Source organism: Enterobacter sp. 01-M-02-SI-ECC (assembly GCF_047530595.1).
GTDB lineage: Bacteria > Pseudomonadota > Gammaproteobacteria > Enterobacterales > Enterobacteriaceae > Enterobacter > Enterobacter cloacae_M.
Window position 1 is genome coordinate 42,531 of record NZ_JBLKCZ010000010.1, and the last position, 14,897, is coordinate 57,427.

Here is a 14,897-nt window from a genome sequence, read left to right on the forward strand (position 1 = left end):
CGAGGTTCTTATGTCCGTACTCGATCTAAACGCCCTTAACGATCTGCCTAAAGTCGAACGCATTCTGGCGCTGGCAGAAACCAATGCCCATCTTGAAAAGCTGGACGCCGAAGGGCGCGTGGCGTGGGCGCTGGAAAACCTGCCGGGAGACTATGTGCTCTCGTCGAGCTTTGGTATTCAGGCGGCGGTCAGCCTGCATCTGGTGAATCAGATCCGTCCGGACATTCCGGTGATCCTCACCGATACCGGTTACCTGTTCCCGGAAACCTACCAGTTTATTGACGAGCTGACGGACAAGCTCAAGCTGAACCTCAAAGTGTACCGCGCGAAGGAAAGCGCGGCCTGGCAGGAGGCGCGCTACGGTAAGCTGTGGGAGCAGGGCATTGAGGGCATTGAGAAATACAATGAGATCAATAAAGTCGAACCGATGAACCGGGCGCTGAAAGAGCTCAATGCGCAGACGTGGTTTGCGGGCCTGCGTCGCGAGCAGTCCGGCAGTCGTGCAACCTTACCGGTGCTGGCGGTCCAGCGCGGGGTGTTTAAAGTGCTGCCGATTATCGACTGGGATAACCGGACGGTGTATCAGTATCTGCAAAAACACGGGCTGAAGTACCATCCCCTGTGGGACCAGGGCTATCTGTCGGTGGGCGACACCCACACCACGCGCAAATGGGAACCGGGAATGGCGGAAGAAGAGACACGATTCTTTGGGCTGAAGCGCGAGTGCGGGCTGCACGAAGGGTGATCCTTTATCCTCCCTCTCCCTGTGGGAGAGGGTTTGGGTGAGGGCATCAGGCCGCGCTATGCTTAACCACCTCAGGCTTTCCCCGCTTTCGCCAGCTCCTTCACCAGCGGCAGCATGACCTTCACCACATCACGACTGCGGTGCTCAATCCGCTGAGGCAGCGCGCTGTCAATGTGCTGCTGATTATCCAGCATCACGTTGTGCCAGCTTGTCCCGTCCGGGAAGGCTTTCGATTTAGCCCGCTGCTGATAGCCATCTTTTTTGCCCAGTGCCCAGTTTGTCGCTTCCACGTACAGCACCGGAATGCCCGCCTTATCGAAGACTTCCCCGTCGTTGCAGCAGCCTGTTCCGCGTGGGAAAGCAGGATTCCCGCCCGGATTGGTCGTGGCAAAAACGCCATGGCTGCGGGCTATCGCCAGCGCCCGGTCGCGCGTCAGTTTCCGCACGGGTCCCGGCGTACTCTGCCCGCTGTTGAAATAAAGCTTGTCGCCGACGATCAGGTTATCAAGGTTGATCACCAGCAGCGTATTTTTCTTCTCCTCAGCGCTCATGCGTTTGAGGAGATTCTCAGCGCCGAGTTTGCCCTCTTCTTCACCGCTGGTAGCCACGAAACGAATGCCATACCGGGTTGGAATATCTTTCATCCGCTCGGCCAGTTCGAGCATCACGCCCAGGCCCGCCGCGTTGTCGTCCATGCCCTGCAGCGTCAGCCCGCCGAGGTTGTTATCCGTATCGGCATCGCTCATCGGGGCGTAGGTATCAAGGTGCGCCATAATAATAATCTGTTCAGCCGCGCTACCTTCATGCGCCGCGATAACCGTACTGCCGGTCACGTTATGCCAGTTTTTCGTTTTATTTCGTGAGGTATAGACGTAGCGGCTGTGAAACGACCTGATATCGCTCTGATAGCCCATCCCGGCAAACTGCTGGCGAAGATAGTCCGCAGAGAGCATCTCCGCAGGCGAGCCGGTCATGCGGCCAGGAAAGACGGTGGCAATATGCCGCGCCTGCATAGTGGCGATTTCACCATAAGGTTGGTTTTTTGCCTGGGCAGGAAGAATAAAGCAAACGCCGAGCGCCAGGGCAGCAATACGGTGGCGCGTTGCGGAAAACATAGTGAGTCCTTAAAAACAGAGCAAAATATTAACCCGCCTAGTATGAAACTGTGATCGCCCATACACAATTTGAATTGCTCTTAAATGCCCGATATTTCGCGTGTTAAGCACTTTTTGGTATTAGCTTTTTCACGGCGTTATTCCATTGAGTAACTACTCATTCCAATTCGTAATTTCATTCGGTCTAAGCCGCCCCCTATAGTCCCTTTATTCCTCGTTGTTAGTGAGTTGTTGCTAGTGGACTATCTGCCCTTATTTGCCGCGATAAAAGAGAAGCCGGTGCTGGTTGTAGGCACGGGTGAAATTGCCGATCGCAAAATCGCGTTTTTGCAGCGCGCAGGGGCGCAGGTGCGGGTAGTGGCAGAAGCGGATTTTGACGAATCACAAATCGATACCGTAGTGCTGGTGATTGCGGCGACCGAAGATCGCGACCTGAACCGGCGGATTTCCGACGCCGCTCAGGCCCGTTGCCGCCTGGTGAACGTGGTGGACGACCAGCCGTTATGTTCGTTTATCTTCCCGTCGATCGTTGACCGTTCGCCGCTGCTGGTGGCGATCTCCTCCGGCGGTACCGCACCGGTGCTGGCGCGCGTGCTGCGTGAAAAAATCGAAGCGCTGCTGCCGACCAGCCTCGGGCGCATGGCGGAAAAAGCCAGCTTCTGGCGCAACCACCTTAAAACGCGCCTGACCAGCGTAACGGAACGCCGTCGCTTCTGGGAGCGCGTCTTTCGCGGCCGCTTTGCCAGCCTGATGCAGGCCGGTAATGAGACGGCAGCGCAGAAAATCCTCGAGGACGAACTGGATAACCCCGGCAGCACGGGCGGGGAGATCATTCTGGTGGGGGCAGGGCCGGGCGATGCCGGGCTCCTGACGCTGCGCGGCCTGCAGGTGCTGCAGGACGCGGACGTGGTGTTCTACGACCATCTGGTCACCGACGGCGTGCGCGAGCTGATCCGTCGCGACGCGGAGCAAATCTGCGTCGGCAAACGGGCTGGCGAGCACTCGGTGCCGCAGCACGACACTAACCAGATGCTGGTTGACGCCGCCAAAGCGGGTAAAACCGTGGTGCGCCTGAAAGGGGGCGATCCGTTTATCTTCGGCCGCGGCGGCGAAGAGCTGCAGGCGGCAGCCGAAGCGGGCGTACCGTTCCAGGTGGTGCCCGGCATCACGGCGGCCTCTGCGGTGACGGCCTACGCCGGTATCCCGCTGACCCACCGCGATTACGCCCAGAGCGTGACCTTTGTGACCGGCCACTACAAGGCCGACAGCACGCCGTTCGACTGGTCGCATCTCGCCCAGAGCCGCCAGACGCTGGCGATCTACATGGGCACGATGAAGGCCGCGGACATCAGCGAACAGCTTATTCAGCACGGTCGCGAGGCGACGACGCCCGTTGCCGTCATTTCTCGCGGCACGCGCGTCGATCAGCACGTTGCGACGGGCACGCTGGAACATCTTGCAACCCTGGCGAAAGACGCCCCGATGCCCGCCCTGATCGTGGTGGGTGAAGTGGTGCAGCTGCACAGCACGCTCGCCTGGTTCCAACACACAACCGATACAGAAGGCTTTGGTTCTTCTGTCGTAAATTTGGCTTAAGGAACGGTTATGGACCAAAAACGTCTTACACACCTGCGGCAGCTCGAAGCGGAGAGTATCCATATCATCCGCGAAGTGGCCGCCGAGTTTTCTAACCCGGTGATGATGTACTCCATCGGTAAAGATTCCAGCGTCATGCTGCATCTGGCGCGTAAAGCGTTTTATCCGGGCACGCTGCCGTTCCCGCTGCTGCACGTGGATACCGGCTGGAAGTTCCGCGAAATGTACGAGTTCCGCGACCGTACCGCGAAGGCCTACGGCTGCGAGCTGCTGGTGCACAAAAACCCGGAAGGGGTGGCGATGGGCATTAACCCGTTCGTGCACGGCAGCGCCAAGCACACCGATATCATGAAAACCGAAGGGCTGAAGCAGGCGCTGAACAAATACGGTTTTGACGCGGCCTTCGGCGGCGCGCGCCGTGACGAGGAGAAATCCCGCGCCAAAGAGCGTATCTACTCCTTCCGCGACCGCTTCCACCGCTGGGATCCGAAAAACCAGCGTCCGGAGCTGTGGCACAACTACAACGGTCAGATCAACAAAGGCGAAAGTATTCGCGTCTTCCCGCTCTCCAACTGGACCGAGCTGGATATCTGGCAGTACATCTATCTGGAAAACATCGAGATCGTTCCGCTGTACCTGGCCGCCGAGCGCCCGGTGCTGGAGCGCGACGGCATGCTGATGATGATCGATGACGATCGCATCGACCTGCAGCCGGGTGAAGTGATCAAAAAACAGATGGTCCGTTTCCGTACCCTCGGCTGCTGGCCGCTGACCGGCGCGGTGGAATCCAGCGCGCAGACGCTGCCGGAGATCATCGAAGAGATGCTGGTGTCCACCACCAGCGAGCGACAGGGGCGCGTGATTGACCGCGACCAGGCAGGCTCCATGGAGCTGAAGAAACGTCAGGGTTATTTCTAAGGAGCCGCCATGAACACCACTATTGCTCAACAAATTGCCAACGAAGGCGGCGTGGAAGCGTATCTGCACGCGCAACAACACAAAAGCCTGCTGCGTTTTCTGACCTGCGGCAGCGTGGATGACGGGAAAAGTACCCTGATTGGCCGCCTGCTGCACGACACGCGCCAGATTTATGAAGATCAGCTCTCTTCCCTGCATAACGACAGTAAACGTCACGGCACCCAGGGTGAAAAACTCGACCTGGCCCTGCTGGTGGACGGCCTGCAGGCGGAGCGCGAGCAGGGCATCACCATCGACGTGGCCTACCGCTACTTCTCTACCGAGAAGCGCAAATTTATTATCGCTGACACCCCGGGGCACGAGCAGTACACACGCAACATGGCGACCGGCGCGTCCACCTGCGACCTGGCGATCCTGCTGATGGACGCGCGTAAAGGCGTGCTGGATCAGACCCGTCGTCACAGCTTTATCTCGACGCTGCTGGGGATCAAACACCTGGTGGTGGCGGTCAACAAGATGGATCTGGTCAACTTCAGCGAAGAGAAGTTCGAGGAGATCCGCCAGAGCTACCTGACCTTTGCCGAACAGCTGCCGGGCAACCTGGATATTCGCTTTGTGCCGCTCTCGGCGCTGGAAGGGGATAACGTCGCCTCCCAGAGCGCGAACATGCCGTGGTACAGCGGTCCGACGCTGCTGGAAGTGCTGGAAACCGTTGAAATTCAGCGCGTGGTCGATACCCAGCCGATGCGCTTCCCGGTGCAGTACGTGAACCGTCCAAACCTCGATTTCCGCGGTTTCTCAGGCACCCTGGCGTCAGGCTCCGTGAAGGTAGGTCAGCGCGTCAAGGTGCTGCCATCCGGCGTGGAATCGACTATCGCCCGCATCGTCACCTTCGACGGTGACCTGCAGGAAGCGGGCGCCGGTGAAGCCGTAACGCTGGTGCTGAAAGACGAAATTGATATCAGCCGGGGCGACCTGCTGGTCGACGCGCAGGAAACGCTGGCGGCAGTGCAGGGGGCTTCCGTGGACGTGGTCTGGATGGCCGAACAGCCGCTGACCGCTGGCCAGAGCTATGACATCAAAATTGCCGGCAAGAAAACCCGCGCCCGCGTGGACGGTATTCAGTTCCAGGTGGATATCAACAACCTGACCCAGCGTGACGTCACCGAACTGCCGCTGAACGGCATTGGTCTGGTCGATCTGACCTTCGACGAACCGCTGGTGCTGGATCCGTATCAGCAGAACCCGGTCACGGGAGGGCTGATCTTTATCGACAGGCTGACCAACGTTACCGTCGGGGCCGGTATGGTTCGCGAACCGATTAAACAGGCTGCCGCGACGTCTGAATTCAGCGCCTTCGAGCTGGAACTGAACGCGCTGGTGCGTAAACACTTCCCGCACTGGGGCGCACGCGATCTGCTGGGAGGCAAGTAATGGCCGCCCATGATGAGAACGTCGTCTGGCATCCTCATCCGGTCACCGTCGCCCAGCGCGAACAGCTCCACGGTCACCGTGGGGTTGTGCTGTGGTTTACCGGGCTGTCCGGCTCGGGTAAATCGACGGTGGCGGGCGCGCTGGAAGAGGCGTTGCATCAGCAGGGCGTAAGCACGTACCTGCTGGATGGCGATAACGTGCGTCACGGCCTGTGCAGCGATTTAGGGTTTAGCGACGATGACCGCAAAGAGAACATCCGCCGGGTGGGCGAAGTCGCCAGCCTGATGGCTGACGCCGGGCTGGTGGTGCTGACCGCGTTTATCTCCCCGCACCGCGCCGAGCGCCAGATGGTGCGCGAACGCGTGGGCCAGGATCGCTTTATCGAGGTGTTTGTCGATACGCCGCTGGAGATTTGCGAAGCGCGCGACCCGAAAGGGCTGTACAAGAAAGCGCGTGCCGGAGAGCTGCGCAACTTCACCGGAATTGACGCGGTATACGAAGCGCCTGAATCGCCTGAAATTCACCTGGAAGGTCAACAATTGGTAACAAATTTAGTAAGCCAATTATTAGACCTGCTCAGGCGGGACGATATTATCAGATCCTGAGGTGGTATCGTTCGGGAGCTGTCTTCCCGAACGATGAGTCACGGTCACAGGATTAGCTATGCGCAACAGTGAACATTACATCACCACCACCGGGTCGGAGCCGCTAGCGACCGACGACGAAACGACCTGGTCATTTCCTGGGGCCATCATTGGCTTCGTCTCATGGCTGCTGGCGCTTGGCATTCCGTTTCTTATCTACGGCGGCAACACGCTGTTCTTCTTTCTCTACACCTGGCCTTTCTTTCTGGCGTTGATGCCCGTGGCGGTTGTTGTCGGCATTGCGCTGCACTCTCTGCTCAACGGCAAGCTCCTCTACAGCACCTTGGTCACGATTGTGACGGTGGTTCTGATGTTTGGTCTGTTATTTTTGTGGCTCATGGGCTAACTTCAGCCATAATTCAAACCGTAACCAACTGTGTAACGATATTGTGCAGGACGATTCTGCGGAAAAAATGTGGTACATTTGCCCGCGATGTTGCGGCATCTCTGTTACCCCGGCGTAGTGCTCTGGGGAAGTCTTGGGATGATGATGCCGTTTTTCAGGGGGCAGGATGGGTAAACTAACGCTGCTGTTGCTGGCTTTGCTAATCTGGCTGCAATACTCGCTGTGGTTCGGTAAGAACGGACTGCACGACTATAGCCGGGTAAGCGATGACGTCGCGGCTCAGCAGGCAACAAACGCCAAACTTAAGGCGCGAAACGATCAACTCTTTGCTGAAATTGATGACCTCAATGGCGGGCAAGAGGCGATTGAGGAACGCGCACGCAATGAACTCAGTATGACTAAGCCGGGCGAAACCTTTTATCGTCTGGTTCCGGATGCGTCTAAACGCAATCAGGGCTCAGCACAAAATAATCGATAATCAGGCCCAGGATTACGACATGGCAGTAACTTTTTCGGACGTATGCGCCGTGGTGCCGGCCGCAGGTTTTGGCCGGCGCATGCAGACAGAATGTCCCAAGCAGTACCTCTCTATTGGCGATAAAACGATCCTCGAGCACGCCGTGGCGGCGCTGCTGGCGCACCCGCGGGTGACGCGGGTGATCATCGCTATCAGCCCGGGCGATGCGCGCTTCGCGCAGCTACCGCTGGCAAATCATCCACAGATTACCGTTGTCGATGGCGGTGCCGAGCGCGCCGATTCCGTGCTGGCAGGCATTCAGGCTGCCGGAAACGCCCCGTGGGTACTGGTCCATGACGCGGCCCGTCCGTGCCTGCACCAGGACGACCTTGCGCGCCTGCTGTCGCTGAGCGAAACCAGCAAAGTGGGTGGCATTCTGGCCGCCCCCGTGCGCGACACCATGAAGCGCGCCGAGCCGGGCAAACGGGCTATCGCCCACACCGTCGATCGCGTCGATCTATGGCACGCGCTGACGCCGCAATTTTTCCCCCGCGAATTACTCCACGACTGCTTAACGCGCGCGCTTAACGAAGGTGCGACCATCACGGACGAAGCCTCTGCGCTGGAGTACTGCGGTTTCCACCCTGAGCTTGTTGAAGGACGTGCTGATAATATTAAAGTGACGCGTCCGGAAGATTTACAGCTCGCGGAATTTTATCTTACCCGTTCGACCCATCAGGAGAAGGCATAATGCGAATTGGACACGGTTTTGATGTACACGCCTTTGGCGGCGAAGGCCCAATTATCATTGGCGGCGTGCGCATTCCTTATGAAAAAGGGCTGCTGGCGCATTCTGATGGCGACGTGGCGCTGCATGCGCTGACCGACGCGCTGTTGGGCGCGGCCGCACTGGGTGATATCGGCAAGCTGTTCCCGGACACCGACCCGGCGTTTAAAGGGGCGGACAGCCGTGAACTGCTGCGCGAAGCGTGGCGCCGCATTCAGGCGAAAGGCTATACCCTTGGCAACGTCGACGTGACGATTATCGCCCAGGCCCCAAAAATGCTGCCGCACATTCCGCAGATGCGCGTATTTATTGCAGAAGATCTGGGCTGCCATATGGACGACGTGAACGTCAAAGCGACGACGACCGAGAAGCTGGGCTTCACCGGGCGTGGCGAAGGGATTGCCTGTGAAGCCGTGGCGCTGCTGGTGAAGGCGAGCAAATGACAGACTTCGACAACCTGACATACCTGCACGGTAAGCCGCAGGGGAACGGGGTGCTGAAAGCCAGCCCGGAAGATTTCCTCGTGGTCGAGGATCTGGGCTTTGAGCCGGATGGCGAAGGCGAACATATCCTGGTGCGTATTCTGAAAAATGGCTGTAATACCCGCTTTGTGGCCGACGCGCTGGCAAAATTCCTCAAAATTCATGCCCGCGAGGTGAGCTTTGCCGGGCAGAAAGATAAACACGCCGTCACGGAACAGTGGCTCTGCGCGCGCGTTCCCGGCAATGCGATGCCTGATTTAAGCAAATTTGAGCTTGAGGGCTGTAAGGTACTGGAATATGCCCGCCACAAGCGCAAACTGCGTCTGGGGGCGCTGAAAGGCAACGCGTTTACGCTGGTGCTGCGCGAAGTGACTGACCGAGAAGACGTTGAAAAACGCCTGAACGCCATCAGCGACCGCGGCGTACCGAACTACTTTGGCGCGCAGCGCTTTGGCATCGGCGGCAGCAACCTGCAGGGCGCGCTGCGCTGGGCGCAAAGCGATGCGCCGGTACGTGACAGGAATAAACGCAGTTTTTGGTTGTCGGCGGCCCGCAGCGCGTTGTTTAATCAGATTGTGAGCGAAAGGCTGAAAAAACCGGACGCGAATCAAGTTGTTGTTGGCGATGCGCTACAATTAGCGGGACGCGGAAGCTGGTTTGTGGCAATGGCCGAAGAGATGGCTGATGTGCAGTCGCGCGTGGACGCAAAAGCGCTGATGATTACCGCCGCGTTGCCCGGTACGGGTGACTGGGGAACACAGGGCGACGCGCTGGCCGCCGAGCAGTCAGCCGTAGCGGATGCGCCAGAATTGCAATCCTTGCTGGTGCGGGAAAAAGTTGAAGCGGCACGCCGCGCGATGCTGCTCTATCCGCAGCAGTTAAGCTGGAACTGGTGGGATGACGTAACCGTCGAGTTACGCTTCTGGCTACCGGCAGGTAGCTTTGCCACCAGTGTTGTCAGGGAACTAATCAACACCTCGGGTGATTATGCGAATATTGCTGAGTAACGATGACGGGATCCACGCGCCAGGCATTCAGACCCTGGCGAAACATCTCCGCGAATTTGCGGATGTGCAGGTCGTGGCGCCCGATCGTAACCGCAGTGGAGCGTCTAACTCTCTGACGCTGGAGTCGTCGCTTCGCACCTTTACCTTTGAAAATGGCGATATTGCCGTGCAGATGGGCACGCCAACCGACTGTGTTTTTCTGGGCGTGAACGCGCTGATGCGGCCGCGTCCGGATATCGTTGTTTCCGGCATTAACGCCGGTCCTAACCTCGGCGATGACGTGATTTACTCCGGCACCGTGGCGGCCGCAATGGAAGGGCGCCATCTGGGATTCCCGGCGCTGGCGGTCTCGTTGAACGGCCATACGCACTACGATACCGCCGCCGCGGTGACCTGTTCGATCCTGCGGGCGCTCGGCCGCGAGCCGTTGCGTACCGGGCGCATCCTCAACATCAACGTGCCGGATCTTCCCCTCGACGAAATTAAAGGCATTCGCGTCACCCGTTGCGGGAGTCGACACCCTGCCGATCAGGTCATCCCGCAGCAGGATCCTCGCGGCAACACGCTTTACTGGATTGGCCCTCCCGGCGACAAGTGCGATGCGGGTCCGGATACCGACTTTGCCGCCGTGGATGAAGGCTATGTTTCGGTTACTCCGCTGCACGTAGATTTAACCGCGTATAGCGCGCATGATGTGGTGTCGGGCTGGCTGGATCGCGCAGGAGTGAACGCGCAATGGTAAACAAACGTGTACAAACTCTTCTGGAACAACTCCGCGCGCAGGGGATCAGCGACGAGCACGTGCTCGAAGCGCTCGCCCTGGTTCCGCGTGAAAAATTTGTAGACGAGGCGTTTGAACACAAAGCGTGGGAAAACGTGGCGCTGCCCATCGGACAGGGCCAGACGATTTCGCAGCCTTACATGGTGGCGCGCATGACGGAGCTGCTGGAGCTGACGCCCGAATCACGCGTGCTGGAGATTGGCACCGGGTCGGGGTATCAAACCGCGATTCTGGCGCATCTGGTTCATCATGTATGCTCCGTTGAGCGGATTAAAGGTTTGCAGTGGCAGGCGCGTCGTCGCCTGAAACAACTTGATTTACACAATGTTTCGACACGACACGGTGATGGATGGCAGGGTTGGAAGGCGCGCGCGCCGTTTGACGCGATCATCGTGACGGCGGCCCCGCCTGAAATTCCTGCGGCCCTGTTGTCGCAGCTGGATGAGGGGGGAATTCTTGTTCTGCCCGTCGGGGACGAGCAGCAGCTTTTGAAGCGCGTTCGTCGGCGCGGCGGCGAGTTTATTATCGACACCGTGGAAGCCGTGCGCTTTGTGCCTCTGGTAAAGGGGGAGTTGGCCTGAGACTCGGAATTATCCAGGGTTATTAAGGCAAATTCAGCGTATGGTGTGGCGCGAAAGATTCGTGTCATCACGGTAAATTTTAAGTCACTGGTAGTTAACACATTCCTGGGGGATAAATGAGCGCGGGAAGCCCTAAATTCACCATCAGCCGTGTTGCGGCATTATCACTGGTTTCGCTCTGGCTGGCAGGCTGTACAAGTTCTAACAACGCGCCTGCGCCCGTCAGTTCTGTCGGCGGAAACAGCGGCTCGGGTAACACGTCCAGCGGAATGTTGATCACTCCTCCGCCTAAAATGGGCACCTCTACGGCGCAACAAAATCCGCCAATCCAGCCGGTTCAGCGTCCAATGACGCAGCCGACACAGATTCAGCCAGTGGAACAGCCTGTTCAGACCCAAAATGGCCGCATAGTCTATAACCGCCAGTATGGGAACATTCCGAAAGGCAGCTATACCGGTGGCAGCACCTATACCGTGAAACGCGGCGATACGCTGTTCTACATTGCGTGGATCACCGGGAACGATTTCCGTGACCTCGCGCAGCGCAATAACGTCCAGGCCCCGTATGGTCTGGAAGTGGGGCAAACGCTCCAGGTTGGCAACGCGACGGGCACGCCGCTTACGCCTGGCAACACCGTTTCAGCGGCCGATGTGACGGCTCAAAATAACAGCGTTAAGCCTGCACAAAAATCCACCACGGTGGTTGCTTCACAACCTGTAATTACGTATTCTGAGGATTCAGGTGATCAGACTGCTAACAAAATGTTGCCGAATAATAAAGGGACTGCGACTGTTGTCACAGCACCGGTGACGGCACCTGTGGTTAGCTCTACTGTACCGACTGCCAGCAGTATGACCTCCAGTTCGCCTATCTCTACATGGCGCTGGCCAACTGACGGCAAGGTTATTGAGAACTTCTCTTCCTCCGAGGGGGGAAATAAAGGGATCGATATCGCAGGGAGTAAAGGACAGGCTATCATCGCGACCGCTGACGGACGCGTTGTGTATGCCGGTAACGCTCTGCGCGGTTACGGTAATCTTATTATCATCAAACATAACGATGATTACCTGAGTGCCTACGCCCATAACGACACAATGCTGGTCCGGGAACAACAAGAAGTTAAGGCGGGGCAAAAAATCGCTACTATGGGTAGCACCGGAACCAGTTCTACACGCTTGCATTTTGAAATTCGTTACAAGGGGAAATCCGTAAACCCGCTGCAGTATTTGCCGCAGCGATAATTTGACGGGGCATGCCAGCCAGGGTGTCTCGTTCAGGGATCACGGGTAGGAGCCACCTTATGAGTCAGAATACGCTGAAAGTTCATGATTTAAATGAAGACGCGGAATTTGATGAGAACGGAGTAGAGGCTTTTGACGAAAAAGCCTTAGTAGAAGAGGAACCCAGTGATAACGATTTGGCTGAAGAAGAGCTGTTATCGCAGGGTGCCACACAGCGTGTACTGGACGCGACTCAGCTTTACCTTGGGGAGATTGGTTACTCCCCACTGCTAACGGCCGAAGAAGAAGTCTATTTCGCACGTCGTGCTTTGCGTGGTGATGTAGCCTCGCGTCGTCGCATGATTGAAAGTAACCTGCGACTGGTCGTGAAAATTGCCCGCCGTTACGGCAATCGTGGTCTGGCTCTGCTGGATCTGATTGAAGAGGGCAACTTAGGTCTCATCCGCGCAGTTGAGAAGTTTGACCCGGAACGCGGGTTCCGTTTCTCAACCTACGCGACCTGGTGGATTCGTCAGACCATCGAACGGGCTATTATGAACCAGACCCGTACGATCCGCCTGCCGATTCACATCGTCAAAGAGTTGAACGTTTATCTGCGCACCGCGCGCGAGTTGTCCCATAAACTGGACCACGAGCCAAGCGCAGAAGAGATTGCCGAGCAACTCGATAAACCGGTTGATGACGTTAGCCGTATGCTGCGTCTCAACGAGCGCATTACCTCCGTTGACACCCCGCTGGGTGGCGACTCCGAAAAAGCGCTGCTGGACATCCTGGCCGATGAAAAAGACAACGGTCCGGAAGATACCACGCAGGACGATGACATGAAGCAGAGCATCGTCAAATGGCTGTTCGAACTGAACGCCAAACAGCGTGAAGTGCTGGCACGTCGTTTCGGTTTACTGGGGTATGAAGCTGCGACACTGGAAGACGTCGGCCGCGAAATTGGCCTGACTCGTGAACGTGTTCGTCAGATTCAGGTTGAAGGTCTGCGCCGCCTGCGTGAAATCCTGCAGGGGCAAGGTCTGAATATCGAAGCGCTGTTCCGCGAATAAGCAACCTTTCGTCAAAAAAGGCCCGTCGTGAGACGGGCCTTTTTCTTTTGCGCTACGGCTTAGCCGTTTCGTGCAGCAGACGCCACACTATCCGATCGCCTTCCTGATTGAGCACCGCGGTTGACCAGCGCACGTTGACGGGCAGGTCCGGCCGGGTTTGCGTCTCCCGGTAGTGGAGCACCGCGCCACGATCCCAGCGCTGGATCGTGGATAATTCGTCAATGACGATCTTCAGTCCTGGACGGCTTCCGCGCTGATTTTCCAGAAAACTGGCAAGACCGATATAGTCGATCTGAACGCCGCCCGGTGGGATCATCATAAAATCCGGGCTGAAGCGGGCGAGCAGGGCGTCGGAATCACCTTCACCTTTGCCTAACCAGTCTTCAAGCGCAATGTGGAGGTCGATAATGTCGTGTTCGAAAGGCGTCATGAATTCTCCTGTCGCAGCTGGGTGAGCACCTGCGTATTGTTAAGACGAAAAATGTACGGTACAGGCAGCAGGGTCATGCCTGCGGCAAAAATAAACATCCCGTGCCAGGCGGCGAGCGGTGTCAGCCAGGCCTGCGCCAGGCTCAGGGCCTGCGCCAGCAGCAGGGCTCCGGCAAAAAAGCTCAGCTGACGATTAAGATTCCACAGCGCGCTGGCATCCGGCATCTCTTCCCGGCGCGTCGTCAGAAAAGCGCTGCTCTGAGCCGTACTGCTGCACAGGCTTCCCCCCGCGCCCATCAGGGTAAACGCAACGGCAGGCAGCAGCGTAGCCGAACTGACGTTAATCAAAAGCAGGATACCCGTCGCCTGCAGCAGGCAGCCGATGACGATCAGCGGTCGGGGGCCGATACGGTTAAAATAGCGTCCCGTTGCCGTGATGGCGATAAACGATGCCACGGACCACGGCAGCATGAGCATCCCCGTTGCGGCTGGGCTCATGTTCGCCACTTGCTGAAGATAAAACATGCCCGTGACGTTCACCCCAATAAACATGCCGGGTACGCAGATATAGACAAGCATGGAAAAACGCAAAAGCGGGTCCGCGAGTAACGGCAGGTTTAGCAGTCTGGCCGCTTTCATCGCGGGCATTTCGTGTTTAAGCCACAGGCAGGCCAAAACAAAGGTCACGACAGCGACCGGTAGCGTGGCGAAAAATATCCATCGCCAGCTTAGCGTCTGCACCAGCAGGCCTCCGATAGCAGGGGAGCAGGCCGGGGCAAGCAATGCCACCAGCATCACCGCCGAGGAGAGTCGGGCACGCTCGTGAGGCTTAAACTGTTGCCAGGTCAGCGCCTGTCCGACGGGGATCAGTAAACCTCCACCCACGCCCTGGAGTACTCGCCAGGCGATCAGACTTTCAAGCGTTGCAGACAGGCCCGGCGCTGCGGAGGCTGCGCTGAACAGAAAAAGCGAGAGCAGGATGACGCGCTTTGGTCCGATGCGGCGCGTGAGCACGCTGCTGAACGGGATCACCAGCGTCAGGCCGGCAATGTACCCGTTACTGACCCAGGCAAGGGCTGAAGGCGTGGTGTTAAAGGCGTGAGCCATTGCCGGGAAGGCGACGCTGGCAATAAACATATTGATCAAATCAAGAAAAAAGCCCAGCAGATAAACAACGGCGACTTTGCTGCGATACGTCATGGTGGATCCTCCGGTGAGGTGGCGTATCGTATCGATCCGGGAAGCACGGATAAACCTGACAAAGCGCGATATACTGTCAAAA

General features: G+C 57.7%; 17 protein-coding genes. 14 read left to right on the forward strand and 3 right to left on the reverse strand.

Annotation, left to right across the window (positions count from 1 at the left end; translation table 11 throughout):
• Positions 1–10 precede the first annotated feature (10 nt).
• A complete protein-coding gene (gene cysH / locus ACMWLG_RS14465; RefSeq protein WP_045404175.1) occupies positions 11–745 on the forward strand; it encodes a phosphoadenosine phosphosulfate reductase in 735 nt (244 codons plus the stop codon).
• 71 nt (positions 746–816) lie between these two features.
• On the opposite strand, the gene ACMWLG_RS14470 is transcribed toward cysH, so the two are convergent.
• Positions 817–1,860: an aminopeptidase gene (locus ACMWLG_RS14470; RefSeq protein WP_045404176.1), complete on the reverse strand. Its 1,044-nt coding sequence runs from the start codon at positions 1,858–1,860 to the stop codon at positions 817–819.
• Between the two features lie 237 nt (positions 1,861–2,097).
• Between ACMWLG_RS14470 and cysG the strand changes: the two genes are divergently transcribed.
• From cysG to rpoS, 13 genes are all read left to right on the forward strand, one after another.
• On the forward strand, positions 2,098–3,456 hold the full coding sequence (gene cysG, locus ACMWLG_RS14475; protein WP_045404177.1) for a siroheme synthase CysG: 1,359 nt from the start codon (positions 2,098–2,100) through the stop codon (positions 3,454–3,456).
• Positions 3,457–3,465: 9 nt separating this feature from the next.
• A complete protein-coding gene (gene cysD / locus ACMWLG_RS14480) occupies positions 3,466–4,374 on the forward strand; it encodes a sulfate adenylyltransferase subunit CysD (protein WP_006811770.1) in 909 nt (302 codons plus the stop codon).
• 9 nt (positions 4,375–4,383) lie between these two features.
• Positions 4,384–5,808: a sulfate adenylyltransferase subunit CysN gene (cysN, locus tag ACMWLG_RS14485; RefSeq protein WP_023308996.1), complete on the forward strand. Its 1,425-nt coding sequence runs from the start codon at positions 4,384–4,386 to the stop codon at positions 5,806–5,808.
• Complete coding sequence (cysC, locus tag ACMWLG_RS14490) at positions 5,808–6,413, forward strand: adenylyl-sulfate kinase (RefSeq protein WP_010434543.1); 606 nt, start codon at positions 5,808–5,810, stop codon at positions 6,411–6,413. The genes cysN and cysC overlap by 1 nt, the downstream gene beginning before the upstream one ends.
• 58 nt (positions 6,414–6,471) lie before the next feature.
• Positions 6,472–6,798 carry a DUF3561 family protein gene (locus tag ACMWLG_RS14495; protein WP_045404178.1) on the forward strand — a complete coding sequence of 109 codons (327 nt, stop codon included), beginning with the start codon at positions 6,472–6,474 and terminating at the stop codon, positions 6,796–6,798.
• Positions 6,799–6,964: 166 nt separating this feature from the next.
• Positions 6,965–7,276, forward strand: a complete 312-nt coding sequence (gene ftsB / locus ACMWLG_RS14500) for a cell division protein FtsB (RefSeq protein WP_008499609.1) — start codon at positions 6,965–6,967, stop codon at positions 7,274–7,276.
• Between the two features lie 19 nt (positions 7,277–7,295).
• Complete coding sequence (gene ispD, locus ACMWLG_RS14505; RefSeq protein WP_045404179.1) at positions 7,296–8,006, forward strand: 2-C-methyl-D-erythritol 4-phosphate cytidylyltransferase; 711 nt, start codon at positions 7,296–7,298, stop codon at positions 8,004–8,006.
• Entirely contained in the window at positions 8,006–8,485 is a 480-nt protein-coding gene (gene ispF, locus ACMWLG_RS14510; RefSeq protein WP_008499607.1) for a 2-C-methyl-D-erythritol 2,4-cyclodiphosphate synthase, read from the forward strand. Before ispD ends, ispF begins: the two co-directional genes overlap by 1 nt.
• Positions 8,482–9,531 carry a tRNA pseudouridine(13) synthase TruD gene (gene truD, locus ACMWLG_RS14515; RefSeq protein WP_045404180.1) on the forward strand — a complete coding sequence of 350 codons (1,050 nt, stop codon included), beginning with the start codon at positions 8,482–8,484 and terminating at the stop codon, positions 9,529–9,531. Before ispF ends, truD begins: the two co-directional genes overlap by 4 nt.
• The gene (gene surE / locus ACMWLG_RS14520) at positions 9,512–10,273 is read left to right on the forward strand and encodes a 5'/3'-nucleotidase SurE (protein WP_023308990.1); all 762 of its coding nucleotides are present in this window, start codon (positions 9,512–9,514) and stop codon (positions 10,271–10,273) included. The genes truD and surE overlap by 20 nt, the downstream gene beginning before the upstream one ends.
• Positions 10,267–10,893 carry a protein-L-isoaspartate(D-aspartate) O-methyltransferase gene (locus ACMWLG_RS14525; RefSeq protein ID WP_045404181.1) on the forward strand — a complete coding sequence of 209 codons (627 nt, stop codon included), beginning with the start codon at positions 10,267–10,269 and terminating at the stop codon, positions 10,891–10,893. The genes surE and ACMWLG_RS14525 overlap by 7 nt, the downstream gene beginning before the upstream one ends.
• Before the next feature lie 116 nt (positions 10,894–11,009).
• Positions 11,010–12,134, forward strand: coding sequence for a murein hydrolase activator NlpD (gene nlpD, locus ACMWLG_RS14530; RefSeq protein WP_045619995.1), 1,125 nt, complete (start codon positions 11,010–11,012; stop codon positions 12,132–12,134).
• A gap of 59 nt (positions 12,135–12,193) precedes the next feature.
• Positions 12,194–13,186, forward strand: coding sequence for an RNA polymerase sigma factor RpoS (rpoS, locus tag ACMWLG_RS14535; protein ID WP_008499600.1), 993 nt, complete (start codon positions 12,194–12,196; stop codon positions 13,184–13,186).
• 52 nt (positions 13,187–13,238) lie between these two features.
• Here the strand turns inward: rpoS and ACMWLG_RS14540 are convergent, their stop codons facing one another.
• Both ACMWLG_RS14540 and ACMWLG_RS14545 read right to left on the reverse strand, forming a co-directional pair.
• Positions 13,239–13,616 carry a DUF4440 domain-containing protein gene (locus ACMWLG_RS14540; RefSeq protein ID WP_045404183.1) on the reverse strand — a complete coding sequence of 126 codons (378 nt, stop codon included), beginning with the start codon at positions 13,614–13,616 and terminating at the stop codon, positions 13,239–13,241.
• Positions 13,613–14,815, reverse strand: a complete 1,203-nt coding sequence (locus tag ACMWLG_RS14545) for an MFS transporter (RefSeq protein WP_045404184.1) — start codon at positions 14,813–14,815, stop codon at positions 13,613–13,615. Before ACMWLG_RS14545 ends, ACMWLG_RS14540 begins: the two co-directional genes overlap by 4 nt.
• Positions 14,816–14,897 lie beyond the last annotated feature (82 nt).

What these genes read in the sequence shown, in the direction of transcription:
- cysD (WP_006811770.1), top strand. Translation starts at nt 3,466, where the DNA reads ATGGACCAAAAACGTCTTACACACCTGCGGCAGCTCGAAGCGGAGAGT.
- ACMWLG_RS14545 (WP_045404184.1), bottom strand. Translation starts at nt 14,815, where the DNA reads ATGACGTATCGCAGCAAAGTCGCCGTTGTTTATCTGCTGGGCTTTTTT.
- ACMWLG_RS14540 (WP_045404183.1), bottom strand. Translation starts at nt 13,616, where the DNA reads ATGACGCCTTTCGAACACGACATTATCGACCTCCACATTGCGCTTGAA.
- truD (WP_045404180.1), top strand. Translation starts at nt 8,482, where the DNA reads ATGACAGACTTCGACAACCTGACATACCTGCACGGTAAGCCGCAGGGG.
- rpoS (WP_008499600.1), top strand. Translation starts at nt 12,194, where the DNA reads ATGAGTCAGAATACGCTGAAAGTTCATGATTTAAATGAAGACGCGGAA.
- ACMWLG_RS14470 (WP_045404176.1), bottom strand. Translation starts at nt 1,860, where the DNA reads ATGTTTTCCGCAACGCGCCACCGTATTGCTGCCCTGGCGCTCGGCGTT.
- cysH (WP_045404175.1), top strand. Translation starts at nt 11, where the DNA reads ATGTCCGTACTCGATCTAAACGCCCTTAACGATCTGCCTAAAGTCGAA.
- cysC (WP_010434543.1), top strand. Translation starts at nt 5,808, where the DNA reads ATGGCCGCCCATGATGAGAACGTCGTCTGGCATCCTCATCCGGTCACC.
- surE (WP_023308990.1), top strand. Translation starts at nt 9,512, where the DNA reads ATGCGAATATTGCTGAGTAACGATGACGGGATCCACGCGCCAGGCATT.
- ACMWLG_RS14525 (WP_045404181.1), top strand. Translation starts at nt 10,267, where the DNA reads ATGGTAAACAAACGTGTACAAACTCTTCTGGAACAACTCCGCGCGCAG.
- ftsB (WP_008499609.1), top strand. Translation starts at nt 6,965, where the DNA reads ATGGGTAAACTAACGCTGCTGTTGCTGGCTTTGCTAATCTGGCTGCAA.
- ispD (WP_045404179.1), top strand. Translation starts at nt 7,296, where the DNA reads ATGGCAGTAACTTTTTCGGACGTATGCGCCGTGGTGCCGGCCGCAGGT.
- nlpD (WP_045619995.1), top strand. Translation starts at nt 11,010, where the DNA reads ATGAGCGCGGGAAGCCCTAAATTCACCATCAGCCGTGTTGCGGCATTA.
- ACMWLG_RS14495 (WP_045404178.1), top strand. Translation starts at nt 6,472, where the DNA reads ATGCGCAACAGTGAACATTACATCACCACCACCGGGTCGGAGCCGCTA.
- cysN (WP_023308996.1), top strand. Translation starts at nt 4,384, where the DNA reads ATGAACACCACTATTGCTCAACAAATTGCCAACGAAGGCGGCGTGGAA.
- ispF (WP_008499607.1), top strand. Translation starts at nt 8,006, where the DNA reads ATGCGAATTGGACACGGTTTTGATGTACACGCCTTTGGCGGCGAAGGC.